General features: G+C 66.7%; 13 protein-coding genes. 5 read left to right on the forward strand and 8 right to left on the reverse strand.

The window, feature by feature from the left end; translation table 11 throughout:
• Positions 1 to 180 precede the first annotated feature (180 nt).
• A complete protein-coding gene (locus ACPXCG_RS22465) occupies positions 181 to 1038 on the forward strand; it encodes an alpha/beta fold hydrolase (protein ID WP_425794539.1) in 858 nt (285 codons plus the stop codon).
• Between the two features lie 72 nt (positions 1039 to 1110).
• Here the strand turns inward: ACPXCG_RS22465 and ACPXCG_RS22470 are convergent, their stop codons facing one another.
• The 3 genes from ACPXCG_RS22470 to ACPXCG_RS22480 form a co-directional block, all read right to left on the reverse strand.
• Positions 1111 to 2070, reverse strand: coding sequence for a hypothetical protein (locus ACPXCG_RS22470; RefSeq protein ID WP_425794540.1), 960 nt, complete (start codon positions 2068 to 2070; stop codon positions 1111 to 1113).
• 162 nt (positions 2071 to 2232) lie between these two features.
• On the reverse strand, positions 2233 to 4407 hold the full coding sequence (locus tag ACPXCG_RS22475; RefSeq protein ID WP_425794542.1) for a 3-hydroxyacyl-CoA dehydrogenase NAD-binding domain-containing protein: 2175 nt from the start codon (positions 4405 to 4407) through the stop codon (positions 2233 to 2235).
• A gap of 111 nt (positions 4408 to 4518) precedes the next feature.
• On the reverse strand, positions 4519 to 5730 hold the full coding sequence (locus tag ACPXCG_RS22480; protein WP_425794544.1) for an acetyl-CoA C-acetyltransferase: 1212 nt from the start codon (positions 5728 to 5730) through the stop codon (positions 4519 to 4521).
• A 129-nt stretch (positions 5731 to 5859) separates the two neighbouring features.
• Here ACPXCG_RS22480 and ACPXCG_RS22485 point away from each other — a divergent pair, with 129 nt between their 5' ends.
• Complete coding sequence (locus tag ACPXCG_RS22485) at positions 5860 to 7035, forward strand: TetR/AcrR family transcriptional regulator (RefSeq protein WP_425794546.1); 1176 nt, start codon at positions 5860 to 5862, stop codon at positions 7033 to 7035.
• A 288-nt stretch (positions 7036 to 7323) separates the two neighbouring features.
• On the forward strand, positions 7324 to 8241 hold the full coding sequence (locus tag ACPXCG_RS22490) for an adenylate/guanylate cyclase domain-containing protein (RefSeq protein ID WP_425794547.1): 918 nt from the start codon (positions 7324 to 7326) through the stop codon (positions 8239 to 8241).
• 26 nt (positions 8242 to 8267) lie between these two features.
• Here the strand turns inward: ACPXCG_RS22490 and ACPXCG_RS22495 are convergent, their stop codons facing one another.
• From ACPXCG_RS22495 to ACPXCG_RS22510, 4 genes are read right to left on the reverse strand one after another with little or no spacing between them, the layout of a single operon-like run.
• The gene (locus tag ACPXCG_RS22495) at positions 8268 to 9338 is read right to left on the reverse strand and encodes a sulfate/molybdate ABC transporter ATP-binding protein (protein ID WP_425794548.1); all 1071 of its coding nucleotides are present in this window, start codon (positions 9336 to 9338) and stop codon (positions 8268 to 8270) included.
• Positions 9335 to 10156 carry an ABC transporter permease gene (locus tag ACPXCG_RS22500; protein ID WP_425794550.1) on the reverse strand — a complete coding sequence of 274 codons (822 nt, stop codon included), beginning with the start codon at positions 10154 to 10156 and terminating at the stop codon, positions 9335 to 9337. The genes ACPXCG_RS22495 and ACPXCG_RS22500 overlap by 4 nt, the downstream gene beginning before the upstream one ends.
• Complete coding sequence (modA, locus tag ACPXCG_RS22505; RefSeq protein WP_425794552.1) at positions 10153 to 10923, reverse strand: molybdate ABC transporter substrate-binding protein; 771 nt, start codon at positions 10921 to 10923, stop codon at positions 10153 to 10155. The genes ACPXCG_RS22500 and modA overlap by 4 nt, the downstream gene beginning before the upstream one ends.
• Complete coding sequence (locus ACPXCG_RS22510; RefSeq protein WP_425794554.1) at positions 10920 to 11324, reverse strand: TOBE domain-containing protein; 405 nt, start codon at positions 11322 to 11324, stop codon at positions 10920 to 10922. Before ACPXCG_RS22510 ends, modA begins: the two co-directional genes overlap by 4 nt.
• A 239-nt stretch (positions 11325 to 11563) precedes the next feature.
• Between ACPXCG_RS22510 and ACPXCG_RS22515 the strand changes: the two genes are divergently transcribed.
• Together ACPXCG_RS22515 and ACPXCG_RS22520 are read left to right on the forward strand one after the other, a co-directional pair.
• Complete coding sequence (locus tag ACPXCG_RS22515; protein WP_425794556.1) at positions 11564 to 12583, forward strand: ATP-binding cassette domain-containing protein; 1020 nt, start codon at positions 11564 to 11566, stop codon at positions 12581 to 12583.
• Positions 12580 to 13428, forward strand: coding sequence for an ABC transporter permease (locus tag ACPXCG_RS22520; RefSeq protein WP_425794557.1), 849 nt, complete (start codon positions 12580 to 12582; stop codon positions 13426 to 13428). The genes ACPXCG_RS22515 and ACPXCG_RS22520 overlap by 4 nt, the downstream gene beginning before the upstream one ends.
• A gap of 146 nt (positions 13429 to 13574) precedes the next feature.
• On the opposite strand, the gene ACPXCG_RS22525 is transcribed toward ACPXCG_RS22520, so the two are convergent.
• Positions 13575 to 14885, reverse strand: a complete 1311-nt coding sequence (locus ACPXCG_RS22525) for an ROK family transcriptional regulator (protein WP_425794558.1) — start codon at positions 14883 to 14885, stop codon at positions 13575 to 13577.
• Between the last annotated feature and the right edge of the window lie 65 nt (positions 14886 to 14950).

Below are 14950 nucleotides of genomic sequence, written 5' to 3' on the forward strand. Positions count from 1 at the left end.
GCCCTCACCGCCGACCACAACACCCGCACACAACCCGACACTCAAGCAGCCGCTTGACATAGGAGCTATGAGTAGCCGGCGAGCGGCAGCGAGTCGGCGTATCGAAACCCCCCGGCGACCCCCCCGAAACCCCACCACCACCCGTGACAACAAACTAGAACACGTTCTACTCTGGTGAGCGTGGATGTCTCCTACGACGCGACCAAACGCGAACTGACCACCGACCAGGGCGTACTGCGCTATCACGAGGCCGGCGACGCCTCCGCGCCGCCGTTGATCCTGCTGCACGGTTCCGGCCCCGGCGTCACCGGCTGGCGCAACTACCGGGGCAATCTCGACTTCTTCGCCCAGACCCACCACTGCTACGTGGTCGAGTTCCCGGGCTTCGGCGTGAGCGACCCGGTCGAGGGCCATCCGGTGCTCACCGCCGGGTCGTCGGTGATCCGCTTCATGGACGCCCTCGACATCCCGTCGGCCCCGATGATCGGCAATTCGATGGGCGGCGTCGTCGGCGTGAACCTGGCGATCAAGAAGCCCGACCGTGTCGAGAAGCTCGTGACCATCGGCGGCGTCGGCCCCAACGTCTTCAGTTCCAGCCCCAGCGAGGGCCTCCGATTGCTGCAGGAGTTCACCGACAATCCCGACAAGGACAAACTCGTCCGCTGGCTGACCGCGATGGTCTACGACCGGAAACTCGTCACCGAAGAACTCATCGAGGAACGCTGGGAAGCGGCGATCCATCCCGACGCCCAGAAGACCGCGCAGATGATGTACGGCTCGGCGGCGTTCGAGATGCAGCAGCAGTTCATGGCTGCGTCCGACACCCCGCCCTACTGGGCGATGATGCACAAGGTCGCCTGCCCGACGCTGCTCACCTGGGGCCGCGACGACCGCGTGAGCCCGCCGGACATGTCGATGGTCCCGATGCGCCTGATCCCCGAGGCCGAGCTGCACATCTTCCCGAACTGCGGCCACTGGGTGATGATCGAGGCGAAGGAGGCCTTCGAGTCGGCCGTCCGCGCGTTCCTGCTGCGCTGATTCGTCCTCGCTCACCCATTTCGTTCCCGCTCACTCGGTCGGGTGAGCGGGAACAGATTGGGTGAGCGGGAATCATGCGGCGATCAAGCCGCCACGCACCAGCCACGGCCGCAGCAGGGTGGCAACACCATGCTTTTCGAGCACCGCCCAGATCCATCGGACCACGACGAAACCCAGAGCCCGCAGCTCGTCTTCCCGGATCTTCTCACGAACGACGGCATCCGCCACGGTCTCGCCGGGACGCCGAAGCCGGCTGTACTTCTCCAGGCCGTCGAACTCGCCGATGACACCCTGCGAACCGTCCGCGCCTGCCTCCCAGTCGAAGTCGGCCCGATACTCCTTACGCCCACACTGGAAGGTGTGTTGCAGCCGCGGAGTGGGCAGGCCGGCGTCGATCATCTGTGCGCGACTCCAGGACTCGCCGACACTCTCCGACAGCGCGTCCGACAGCGGAAGCGCGCGACGAGCCGCATTGACGCCTCGACGACGCCGGGTACCGAGAATCTTCGTCATCAATTCGTCGTCCGCGCCAAGCCGTTTCGCGCCGTCGAACACGGTGAGCGCCTGTGCGAAATCCCCTGCGCAGGCGATGTCGACCGCGGTCCGCTCGAGACCGGTCACGCGGATGCCGTCGACCTCGGTGATCTCATCGGGACGAAGTAGTGCGGCGTGAATGTGTCGTTGCGCTCGCATCGACCCACCGGAGCGCTTTCCGTTGGTGACGTGAACGCGTTCGCGATCGGGTTTGAGCAACGGGAGTTTGTGTACCGCCGCAGATGATTCGTGGCTGAGTGGATGTGGAATCTCGCCGACGAGACCGGACGTGGCAGTGGCGATCGAGCGTAGGCGGTACAACTCGTCGGCGCCGGCCGGCCCGGTGAAGGAGTCGCTGTTCTCGACGAACGCTCCGCGGGTCAGCCGGCGGAGGTCCTTCTTCCGGACGGCAGCGGCGAGGTGATCGTCACCGATGTCGCGGGCCAGCGCGGCCTCGCGTCGGATGATCCCGAATCGGTCTTTGGAGTATGCGGTCATGAAACTCAGACGCAAGGCGGGCCGGGTCGGTTCCCGGTGGGATTTTCGCTCACCCAATCCGTTCCCGCTCACCATGCAGGATGCGCGGGAACGAGATGGGTGAGCGGGAAACGACGAAGGGGCCCCGACCTCGGCCGGGACCCCTCGTCAGTTCAGCTCAGCTCAGAACTTCTCACCCTTGGCTGCCTTGTCGACCAGCGACTGCGGCGGCTCGAAGTGCTTGCCGTACTTGCTCGCCAGGTCGCGGCTGCGGTCGACGAAGCCCTGCAGGCCACCCTCGTACTGGTTGATGTACTGGATGACACCACCGGTCCAGGCCGGGAAGCCGATACCGAAGATCGACCCGATGTTGGCGTCCTCGACGGAGGTGAGCACACCTTCGTCGAAGCACTTCACGGTCTCGAGGGCCTCGGCGAAGAGCATGCGCTCCTGCATGTCCTCGAACGGGATCTCCGTGGTGCCCGACTTGAAGTGGTCACGCCCACCGGTCCACAGTCCGGTGCGCTTGCCGTTCTCGTCGTAGTCGTAGAAGCCCTTGCCGTCCTTCTTGGCGGTGCGGCCGTTCTCGACCATCCAGTCGACGACGGCGTTGCTGCCGTGCTCCGGGATCGACTTGCCCTCGGCCTTGAGCGCGGCCTCGGTCTCCTTGCGGATCTTCTGCGGCAGCGTCAGGGTCAGCTCGTCCATCAGCTGCAGCGGCGCGGCCGGGTAACCGGCCTGGGTGCCCGCATGCTCGATGAACGCCGGCTCCACACCTTCGCCGACAGCCGCGACGGCCTCGTTGATGAAGGTGCCGATCACGCGGCTGGTGAAGAAGCCACGGCTGTCGTTGACCACGATCGGGGTCTTGCGGATCGCCATCGTGTAGTCGATGACCTTGGCCAGCACCTCATCCGAGGTCTTCTCGCCGCGGATGATCTCCACGAGCGGCATCTTGTCGACCGGCGAGAAGAAGTGGATACCGATGAAGTCCTCTTGGCGCTGCACGCCCTGGGCGAGGCTCGTGATCGGCAGCGTCGAGGTGTTGGAACCCAGGACGGCGTCAGGCTCGACGACACCCTCGATCTCCTGGAACACCTTGTGCTTCACCTCGACCGACTCGAACGCGGCCTCGATGACGAGGTCGACACCCTTGAAGTCGGCGGGATCGATCGTCGGCGTGATCCGCGCGAGCAGAGCGTCGCTCTTCTCCTGCGTGGTCTTGCCCTTGGCGAGCGCCTTCTCCTCGAGCTTCTCGGAGTACGCCTTGCCCTTCTTGGCGGCGTCGAGGTCGATGTCCTTGAGCACCACCTCGATACCGGCCTTGGCCGAGACGTACGCGATTGCCGCGCCCATCATGCCCGCGCCGATCACACCGACCTTCTTGGCCTGGTACTTCGGGTAGCCCTCGGGACGCGACCCACCGTTGTTGATGTGCTGCAGGTCGAAGAAGAACGCCTTGATCATGTTCTGCGCGACCTGGCCGGTGACCAGCGAGACGAAGTAGCGGGTCTCGATGATGTCGGCGGTGTCCACGTCGACGTAGGCACCCTCGACCGCGGCGGCCAGGATGGCCCGCGGCGCAGGCATGTTGGCACCCTTGATCTGCTTGCGCAGCAATGCCGGCAGAGCAGGCAGGTTGGCGGCGAAGGCCGGGTTGGTGGGAGCACCACCCGGGATCTTGTAGCCCTTCTTGTCCCATGGCTGCTGAGCCTCGGGATTCGCGGCGATCCATGCCTTGGCGGCCGGGACCAGCTCCTCGATCGAGCCGACGACCTCGTCGACCAGTCCGGTCTCCTTGGCCTTGGTCGGGTTGAACCGCGTGCCCTGCAACAGGACACCCATCAGGGCGTTCTGGATGCCGAGCAGACGGACGGTGCGGACCACGCCGCCACCGCCGGGCAGCAGCCCGAGCGTCGCCTCGGGCAGACCGATCTGGACACCCTTGACGTCAGCAGCAACGCGGTAGTGGGTGTGCAGGGCGATCTCGAGGCCACCGCCGAGAGCGGCGCCGTTGATCGCCGCGACGACCGGCTTGCCGAGGGTCTCCAGCCGGCGCATGACCTTCTTCATGGCGTTGGTGCGCTCGGTGATCGCGGTGGCGATCTCTTCCTTGGATTCCGAGCCTCGATCGCTGCTCATGTCCTTGAGGTCGCCGCCGGCGAAGAAGGTCTTCTTCGCCGAGGTGAGCACGACACCCGTGATGTCGTCCTTCTCCGCCTCGAGGCGATCGACGATCCCGGGCAGCGAGGTCATGAACAGCTCGTTCATGGTGTTGGCGCCCTGGTTGGGGTCGTCCATGGTCAGGATGACGACGCCATCGGCGTCCTTCTCCCAGTTGAACATGTTGTCACTCATGTGTTTCGAAGATTCTTTCTGTGAATGTGAGGCCAATCCCTCGATCCCTGAGGAGTATCGCGAGGAACGAGCGATGCGTCACGAAGGGTCGAAGGTGACTGTCCCGCAGGATCAGAGACGCTCGATGATGGTCGCGACGCCCATGCCGCCGCCGATGCACAGCGTGACCAGGCCGTAGCGGCCGCCGGTGCGCTCGAGCTCGTCGAGGCAGGTGCCGAAGATCATCGCGCCGGTCGCGCCGAGCGGGTGACCCATGGCGATCGCGCCGCCGTTGACGTTGACCTTCTCGTGCGGGATCTTCAGATCCTTCATCCACTTCAAGACGACCGACGCGAACGCCTCGTTCAGCTCGAAGACGTCGATGTCGTCGACGGTCAGTCCGGCCTTCTTGAGGGCCAGCTCGGTGGCCGGGGTCGGGCCGGTGAGCATGATGGTCGGCTCGCTGCCGATCTCGGCGAAGGTGACGATGCGGCCGCGCGGGGTGAGCCCGTTGCGCTTGCCCGCTTCTTCGCTGCCGAGGAGCACCAGACCGGAACCGTCGACGATGCCGGAGCTGTTGCCACCGGTGTGGATGTGGTTGATCTTCTCGACCGAGTGGTACTTCTGCAGCGCCACGTCGTCGAAGCCGGCCATGTCCGCGAGCGCCTGGAAGGCGGGCTTGAGCTTGCCGAGGCTCTCGACGGTGCTGCCGGGACGGCGGTGCTCGTCCTGATCGAGCACGATGACACCGTTGATGTCACGCACCGGGACCACTGACTTCGCGAAATAGCCGGAGGTCCAAGCCTTCTCGGCACGCACCTGCGACTCGGCGGCGAACGCGTCGACGTCGTCGCGGCTGAATCCCTCGATGGTGGCGATCAGGTCCGCACCGATGCCCTGCGGGACGATGTAGTTGTCGTACGCGGTGGCCGGGTCGGTGAACAGTGCGCCACCGTCGGAACCCATCGGGACGCGCGACATCGACTCGACACCACCCGCGAGAACCAGGTCGTCGAAGCCGGACGCGACCTTGGCGGCGGCCAGGTTGGTGGCCTCCAGACCGGACGCGCAGAACCGGTTGATCTGGGTGCCGGGGACGCTCTCGGGCAGACCGCTGTTCAGTGCCGCGGTGCGAGAGATGACCGCGCCCTGCTCGCCGACCGGTGAGACGACGCCCAGAACGACGTCGTTGACCTCGGCGGGATCGAGACCGCCGTGACGGGACAGGACCTCGTTGATCAGCCCGGAGACCAGATCGACCGGCTTGACGCTGTGCAGCGAGCCGCCGCGCTGCTTGCCACGGGGCGTACGGATCGCCTCGTAGATGAATGCTTGATCAGCCACGTTGAGTGTTCCTTTCGCATGAACCATGTGTGGTTACTCAACCAGGCTAACGCGGAATAACTTCCTTGGCCATACCGGGTGGTCAGGTGCCCACTCGCCGAGGGAAACATGCGCTATGGTCGATTCACCATGTCTACCCCGAAACCCGGCAGGCGCACGCGGCCGGCCGACCGCAAGGGACAGCTCGTCGACCATGCCGCGACGCTGTTCCTGGAACGCGGCTACCCGCAGGTGTCGGTCGCCGACATCGCACGGGCCGCAGGCGTGACCGCGCCGTCGGTGTACCGGCATTTCGCCGACAAACAGTCGCTTCTGGCCGCGGCCGTGCTGGCCGGCGTGGACGATCTCGAGGCCTGTACCGACCGCGCCCTGAGCGCCGCACCGACGCCGGGAGTGGATCGACTCATCGCCACCGTGTGCACCCTGGGCGTGCGACGTCCCGAGGCGACGTCGCTGTGGCGGTGGGCCAGCCAGCACCTGACCGACGACCAGAACCGTGAGGTGGTGCTGCGCACCCGGGAGATCCTGCATCGGTGGGCGGCCGCGCTCTCCGAGGGCACCGACCTCACCGATCGCGAGGCGGTCACCCTCGCGTGGGCGGTCCTCAGCGTCGCCGGGAGTCTGTCGGTGCACAACATCCGGATGCCGGCCGGGCGGGCCCTCGATGAGCTCGACACCCTGGTCCGCCGGGCGATCGCCCTGCACCCCGCCGGCGCCCCACCGTTGCCGTCGATGCCGCCTCCCGGAGCCGGACCGCCCACCCGCCGCGACGAGATCCTGGACGCCGCCGCCGCACTGTTCGCGGTGCGCGGATACGCCGGTGTCGGGGTCGACGACATCGGCGCGGCAGTCGGGATCACCGGACCGAGCGTGTACAAGCACTTCAGTTCCAAGTTGTCGATCCTGCTCGGCATCGGCCAGCGCAGCGCCACCCGCCTGGAGGCCGGCGTGATGGCCGCCTGGACGACCACCTCGGATCCGGCAAAACTGCTTGCGTTGCTGGTGGATTCGTACGTCAACGTGATCACCTCCACCCCGGACCTGTCGGTGGCGTTCAACAACTCGTTCGCACTGTCGGGGCAGCCGACGGCGTCCGATCTCGTCGACGTGCAGCGCCGTTATGTCGCGCGGTGGATGGATCTGCTGCTGCAGATCCATCCCACCCTGACGCGCGAACGTGCCGCCGTCGACGTCCACGGGGCGCTGAGCATCGTCAATGACGCGATCCGGATGCGACGCGGCACCCGACGTCCCGAATTCGGTGCGCAGATGGCGTATCTGATGAAGGGCGTGCTGGACATCTGAGAGGTGGTCTCGATACGCCTCCTCGCTACGCTCGTCGGCTACTCGACCGGCGGCTCAATCCTTCGCCCGCCGGCGCTTGCGACACCTCCCGGCGGTCGAGTAGGCACCGAGCGCAGCAGGCCCACCCACCGCCGGTCGAGTAGGCACCGAGCGCAGCAGGCCCACCCTCCGGCGGTCGAGTAGGCACCGAGCGCAGCAGGCCCACCCACCGGCGGTCGAGTAGGCACCGAGCGCAGCGAGGCGCCGTATCGAGACCACACCCCTCCACCGTTCTCTATGCTGAATCCCGTGACCGGACCCGACGGCGACACACCCGCCCGCTACACCCGCGACGAACTGATCGCCGAGCTCGGCCTCTCCCCCGAGTACGCGGAAAAGGTCTGGAACGCTTTCGGTTTCGCACGACGTTCGACACCGGACAAGATCTTCAGTGACGCCGACGTCGCCGCGCTCCGGCTCTTCGCCGACTCCGAGTCGACCATGCCGCAGGAAGCCCAGGTCGCCACCGCCCGCGCGATCGGTCAGACCATGTCGCGCCTCGCGGACTGGCAGGCAGATCAGCTGCGTGAACTCGACCGCAACCCCGACGTCCCGTGGTCGATCAGCCAGATGACCGGAGCGCTCGGACAGATCCAGCAACTGATCTGGCGCCGACACCTCGCGCTTGCCCTCGAGCGCGACGTCGAACGCGATACCGACGAACGTCTCGATCTGGTGGTGGGATTCGCCGACATCGTCGGCTACACCAGTCTGTCGCGCCGCATCGCCCTCGAAGAACTCGAGGAACTCCTCGAATCGTTCGAAGAGGACACCTTCGAGATCGTCGCGGCCAACGGCGGGCATGTCGTGAAAACCCTTGGTGATGCGGTCATGTTCACCTCCCATGACCCGGCATCCGCCGCAGCCATCGCGATCGCGTTGCACGAACTGTCCACCGGGGAAAGGATTCCACCGCTACGCGCGGGTATGGCGCGGGGCCGCGTCTTGAGTCGCCTCGGTGACGTGTTCGGTGAGCCGGTCAACATCGCCGCACGTCTGGCCGGATCCGCCCGGCCGGGCACGACGCTCGTCGACGAGGCGCTGGCCGAGAGTCTCACCGACGACGACAGGTTCTATCTGAAGTCGGTGCCCACCTTGAGTGTTCGTGGCTACAAGCGACTGAGGGCGCGCGCCCTCGAGTTGAACAGGCATTTCGACGGATCGTGAACCTCTGACGCAACCCGTCCGCATTCTCAGTACACGCGCACCGCGCTCGCTTTGACCGCGAAGTAGACGCGGGCACCGACGACGAGCGACAACGCTGCCACCGCGGCCCCGGTGACCTCCGCGCCGATCACATGTCCACCGACGTCACCCCGCACCACCATCCGATCACCGTGTGGGATCACCTGGGCGATCGAGCAGGCGAACACGTTGCGGAAGCTTGCATCCGACGGAGGTGAGGTGAACACCGCGACGCCATCGGGCGAGAACACCGCCGTCGCATGACGGCCGGTGTGAACCGGCTCGGCAACGGTTCCGGCGACGGCGATACCGTCGGTGACCACACTGGTTCCGTCCCACCGGCCGGACACGAGGTTGAGACCGGCCAGCCGCGCGACGAAGGCGTTGACCGGGTTGGCGAGAACCGCGGCCGCGGGCCCGCTGTCCACCGCATGCCCGTCGTCGACGACCACCATCTCCTCGGCCAGCGTCACCACATCGACAACGTCGTGGGTGACCATGATCGTCGTGCGCGAGCGGTCGTCGAGCAGATCTCGCAGCAGCGCTCGGAGGCGACCGGCAACGTCGACGTCGAGAGCACGAAATGGCTCGTCCAACAGCAGTATTCGGGGCTGCGCGGCCAGCGCACGTGCGATCGCGACCCGTTGCGCCTGCCCACCCGACAGCTCGGCCGGCTTGCGGTCGGCGAGATCGGCCACTTCGGTCGCCGCCAGCCATCGATCGACCCGAGCGGCGACCTCTGCGCGTGAAAGCCGTTGGGCGGATGGCGCGAAGGCGATATTAGACCGCACCGTGAGGTGTGGGAACAGCCGTGCGTCCTGGGAGAGCAGCGCGACCCCGCGACGGTGTGCCGGTACAGATGTGCGCCCGTCACAGAGTATTTCGCCATCCAGAGCAATCATCGATCGGCCATTCGTGAGCAGCCCGGCGATCACGCGCAGCAGAGTGGTCTTGCCCGCGCCGTTGGGTCCGACGACGGCGGTGGTGCTGCCCGCGGCGAACGTGTGCGAGATCCGCATCGGCGGCAGCACGTTGTCGATGTCCGCGTACAACCCCGAGCCGGGCACCGCGCCGGTCACAACGCGCCTTGTCCGACACCACGACGCCCGACACCACGCCGCGCGTGGACCGCGACCACGACGATCAGGGACACCACCACCAGCACCAGCGACAACGGGATCGCCGCCCGCGGATCGTCGATCTCCGCGACGTAGATCGCGAGCGGCGCGGTCTGCGTGATGCCCGGTGCGTTGCCGGCGAAGGTGATGGTCGCCCCGAATTCGCCCATGGCCCTGGCGAATGCCAGCACGACGCCGGCCAGGAGCGACGGCACGATCAGGGGCAGGGTGACCCGCCAGAGCGTTCGCGAGGGACCGGCCCCGAGCGTCGCGGCCACCTCCTCGTATCGCGTCCCGGCCACCCGCACCGCCCCCTCGACACTGATGACCAGAAACGGCAGCGCCACAAAGGTCTGCGCCAGGACCACCGCGGTCGAGCTGAACGCGATGTCGATGCCGACGGCGCGCAGATGCTCGCCGACGAGCCCGAGCCTGCCGAACGTGTACAGGAGCGCGATACCACCCACCACGGGCGGCAGCACGAGAGGCAAGAGGACCAGCGACCTCAGGACACGGGTGACGACGCCGTCGTGCCGCGCGAAGACCACCGCCATCGGCACCCCGAGCAGGATGCAGAGAAAGGTGCTGAACGCGGCCGTCCGGAGTGACAGCACCAGCGCCTGCCTCGACGATTCGGAGCCGACCTGGTCGAGGAAGGTGTCCCACGGCGTCTGTGCGATCAGGGCGATGGGCGGCAGCACGATCAGCGTGATGCCCAGCGCTGCTGGGAGATACAGCCAGACAGGCAGCCCGGCGCGGATCGACGGTCGGCGGATCAAGGCTTTCCGAAGCCCGCTTCCTGCAGGATCTGCTGTCCGGACGGGCTCAACACCGCGTCGACGAACTCCTTGCCCACCGCCTCGTCCGCGGCGTCGCGGACCGTGGTGATCGGATACGAGTTGACCACTGCCGCGAAGGCGGGATCGACCACCGTCGCGACCTTGTCACCCGCCCCCTTGGCATCGGTCACGTACACCAGACCGGCGTCGGCCTGCCCCGACGTCACCTTGGTGAGTACCGCCGTCACCGACTGTTCTTCCGACGCCGCATCGACGGTGATCCCGGTGTTACGTTCCACGGTGTCGGTCGCGTTGCCACACGGCTGCGCCGACTGGCACACGACGGTCGTCACGCCCGGCTTGTTCAGGTCGGCAAACGACTTGATGCCCTTCGGGTTACCCGGTGCGGTCACGATCACGAGGGTGTTGGTCGCGAAGATCTTCGGGTCGACGGCCGACTCGCCCAGCTTGGCCATGTTCTTCTGGTCCGCACTGGCGAAGACGTCGGCGGGGGCGCCCTGTTTGATCTGGTTCACCAAGGTCGACGAGCCGTCGAACGACAGCGACACCGTTGTCCCCGGGTGCTGCTTCTGGAACTCGTCAGCGATCGCGGTGAACGTCTTCTTGAGTGACGCGGCGGCGGACACGTTGAGTGTCGTCGGTGTCGTGGACGACGACTGGGACGAGGCGTCCTCCGACGACGAGCACCCAGAAGCGGCCGTCATCACCGATGCGGCAACCGCGACGGCGGCCAGAACCTTCTTCACTGTCCATCTCGTTTCGTCTCGACGATCACCGTGGTGGCCTTCACCACCGCGGTGGCGACCGACCCCGGCGCCAGTTGCAGCTCGCGTGCCGCGTCGGCACTCATCAAGGAGGTGACCTCGAACGGACCGCACTGCATCGTCACCTGGGCCATCACCCCGTCGATCGACACCGCGGTGACGAGACCGGCGAATCGGTTGCGCGCCGAGCGCAGGACTCCGTCGTCGTCCGGCGGGGCGGCGGCACGCGTGCGGGCACGAGCGGCCAGCTCGGCGCCGTCGACCATGGCAACCTCCCCGTCACCGGTGGATGCCGCGAGCTCGCCGGCGGCGATCCACCGCCGCACGGTGTCATCGCTGACGCCGAGCAGGCGAGCCGCGTCCCGCACTCGAATGACAGTCACTCGCTCACTTTATCCGCAGATGCGTTCAGAATGCTCATCGATACCCGCAGATGCGGAAATAACACCTCCGACGTTGACTTCATGTGCACGTGAACTCCTAGCGTGAACACCGACCACCCACGACGTACCGATGAGTTCTGGACGTCTCCGTGGTCTGCACTGATGCCCTCCCGGCAGCGCCTCGGAGGGATGAAAATTAGGTCGCTGGATGTCCGAATTGCACCGTAGTGTGGAGAAACATGAGCTCACCCACCGCCCCCGCCGTAGCGCGACGAGATCGACAGTCGACACCGGACGTCGCCATCGAGGCCGTCGACCTGGTGAAGAAATTCGGTGATTTCACCGCAGTCGACGGTGTCAGCTTCACCGTGCCCCAAGGTTCGGTTCTCGGCCTGCTCGGCCCCAACGGAGCAGGCAAGACCACCATTGTCCGCATGATGGCCACGTTGTCCCCGCCCACCAGCGGGTCGGCCAGCATCGCCGGATACGACGTCGCCAGTCAACCCGAGATGGTCCGCCGCAGTATGGGATTGACGGGTCAGGCCGCCACCGTCGACGAGATCCTCACCGGACGCGAGAACATCCGCATGATCGGCGGCCTGTACGGCATCGGTCGCAAGGAACTCGCCCGTCGAGCCGATCGGCTCCTCGAGCAATTCTCGCTGACCGAGGCCGGCAACAAACAAGTCAAGTCCTACTCGGGCGGCATGCGACGGCGCCTCGACCTCGCGGTCAGCCTGTTGGCCGCCCCGCCGGTGCTCTTTCTCGACGAGCCGACCACCGGCCTCGACCCTCGCAGCCGGCAGGAACTCTGGGACGTCCTGCGCAACCTGGTCGCCGACGGCACCACGCTGTTGCTGACCACGCAGTACCTCGAGGAGGCCGACCAGCTCGCCGACGACATCGTGGTGATCGACAAGGGGAAGATCATCGCGCATGGCACATCGCTACAGCTCAAGCAGCAGGCCGGGGCCGCAAGCCTGGTCCTGACCGTTTCCGATCCCGACGACATCCCCGAGGCGGAGGCGCTACTGCGCAAGACCGGCACCGAGGTCTTCATCGATCACGGCGCCCGACGACTGACCGCCCCCGCCGACGGACTCGGCGATCTCACCCGCGTCGTCGCATGGTTCGACGAGAGCGGCATCGCCGTCGACGACCTCGGGCTGGCCCGACCCAGCCTCGATGACGTCTTCCTGTCACTCACCGGCCACCGCGCCGAGGACGATTCGGCCTCCGAGGAGGAGCAGACCGCATGACCACCACCGTCACCTCCGATCCCGCGGTCGCCCAGCGACCCGAGATCCATCAGACAACAATCTGGCAGCAGTCATGGATCATGGTGAAACGCAACATGATCCACACCAAACGGATGCCGGAGATGCTCTCCGACGTGACCATCCAGCCGATCATGTTCGTGCTGCTGTTCGCGTACGTCTTCGGCGCGTCGATCACCAATACCGGTGGCGTGTCCTACAAGGAGTTCCTGCTCCCGGGCATCATGGGCCAGACGATCGTGTTCACCGCGTTCATCGTGGCCACCGGCATCACCGCCGACCTCGAGAAGGGGATCATCGATCGCTTCCGCTCGCTGCCGATACGTCGATCATCGGTTCTGGTCGGCCGCAGCATCGCGAGTCTCCTGCACTCGTCGATCGGCATCGTGGTCATGGCGATCACCGGGCTCGCGATCGGCTGGCGTATCCACGGAACGTTCGGGGAGGCGGTCCTCGCTTTCGCGCTCGTCCTGCTGTTCGGCTTCGGGATGATCTGGTTCGGCATCCTCATCGGATCGTGGCTGAGTTCGGTGGAAGCGGTGAACGGCTTCATGTTCACCACCCTGTTCCCGCTCACCTTCCTGTCGAATGCGTTTGTCCCGACCGCCCCGATGCCGACGTGGCTGCGGACCATCGCGGAGTGGAACCCGATCTCGGCGCTCGTCCAGGCGATGCGCGTGCTGTGGGGCAACGGGCCGGCCGCCGGGCCGGGTTCCCCGTGGCCACTGCAGCACCCGGAGGTCGCGACCCTGATCTGGGCCGTCGTGCTGACGCTGGTGTTCGCGCCGTTCGCGTTGCGCGCCTACAACAAGCGCACCTCCGACTGACCCCAGGGAACCCTCTCCCCCGCACCCCCTCCACCGCGCACCCCCGCAGCCGCGACGGTTCCCGTCATCCGCGACGCCATTTAGGGGGCGCGGGTGACGGAAACCGTCGCGGCTGCGGGGGGTGCCGGGGGTAGGGGGATTGAAGTTCAGGCGGTGGCGGCGAGCGCTTCCAGCGGATCGGTGTAGATCGCATCGAGGGCGACCGCACCGGCGGCCTGCTGCTGCACGGTGGTTCCCGAATGCGACACGCGCACATCGCGGTTGGCCACCACAGACGTCGTCTTGACCGCCTTCGCGACGGTCGGCAAGGTGGCCGGGAAATCGGTGAACGCCTGACCACCGAGCACGATGTGATCGGGATTGAAGATGTCGGCGATCAGCGCGACAGTCCGGCCGAGGACCTCGGCCCGCTCCTCGAGCAGTGCACGCGCAGTGGCGTCGCCGCCGCGGGCGAGGTCGTGCACACCCTCGATGTCGTCGACCGAGAGCCCGAGGGCCTGCGCGGCATCCACCACGCCGGTGTCGCTGGCGGTCGGCTCGAGTCGCCCGGTCTTCTCCGGATCGAGGAGTGTGGTGGGTCCGGTGGGGAAATGGCCGATGACCGGCGGGCCCGCGGTCGGCGTGTGCACGGTGCCGTCGACGCAGAAGGCGGTACCCACCATCTCGCGGGCATAGAAGTACAGGAAGCTCGACTTCTTCTGATCGGGATTGACGACGAGTTCCGCGGCGGCCATCGCCTCGACATGCGAGGCGACCGACACCGGCAGACCGACGGTCTCGGCGATTATCCGGCCGACCGGTGCCGCCGACCAGCCAAGGCGGGGGTGATCCACCAATCCGCCGGGCGCGACCCGCCCACCGAGCGCCACGCCGGCCCAGAGCACGCGGCGGCCCGCCCATCGGCCGACGAAGCGCCGAGCACTGACCCCGATCGCCTCGAGGGTCTCCTCCGCGCTGTCTGCGGCCGGGGTGGGGATCTGGATGGCCCCGACCACACGGTGCAGGAGGTCGTGGGTGGTGATCGAGGTGACCTTGTAGCCGATGTGGATGCCGAGCGTGAGGAAGTCGGCGACGTTGAGTTCGAACGGCAGTCGCGGCCGGCCGATCGCCCCGGCGGGGGCGAGATCGGCGCGTTCGCGGATCAGACCGGCCTTGAGCAGGGCACCCACCTGTCGGTTCACGGTCGAGATACTCAGCCCGGTGTACTCGGCGGCGTCGTCGCGGAACACCGGCCCGGAGAGACGCGCGGTACGCAGTACCAGCGCGGCAGGCTTCGACGACAGTTGCAGCTGAGGCGTGGCGATGTGAATGGCGGACGCTCCCTTCCGCGGTGACCCATAGGCGAGTGGGCGGGGAACGCGGTCGGCGAGCCGGTGTCCCGGTGGTCGGGGCGCCTGCGGTCGGGCGGGTTCCGGGTTGGCGGTGGCGGTGCTGTGGTGGTCGAGCGTTGCGGTCATCTGTGTGTCCTCATCGAATGTGCCACATCCGGGTCGGATCGGCGCCGGGGCGCGACCGAGTCGCT

The organism is Gordonia sp. DT218 (assembly GCF_049847105.1).
Classification (GTDB): Bacteria; Actinomycetota; Actinomycetes; order Mycobacteriales; family Mycobacteriaceae; genus Gordonia.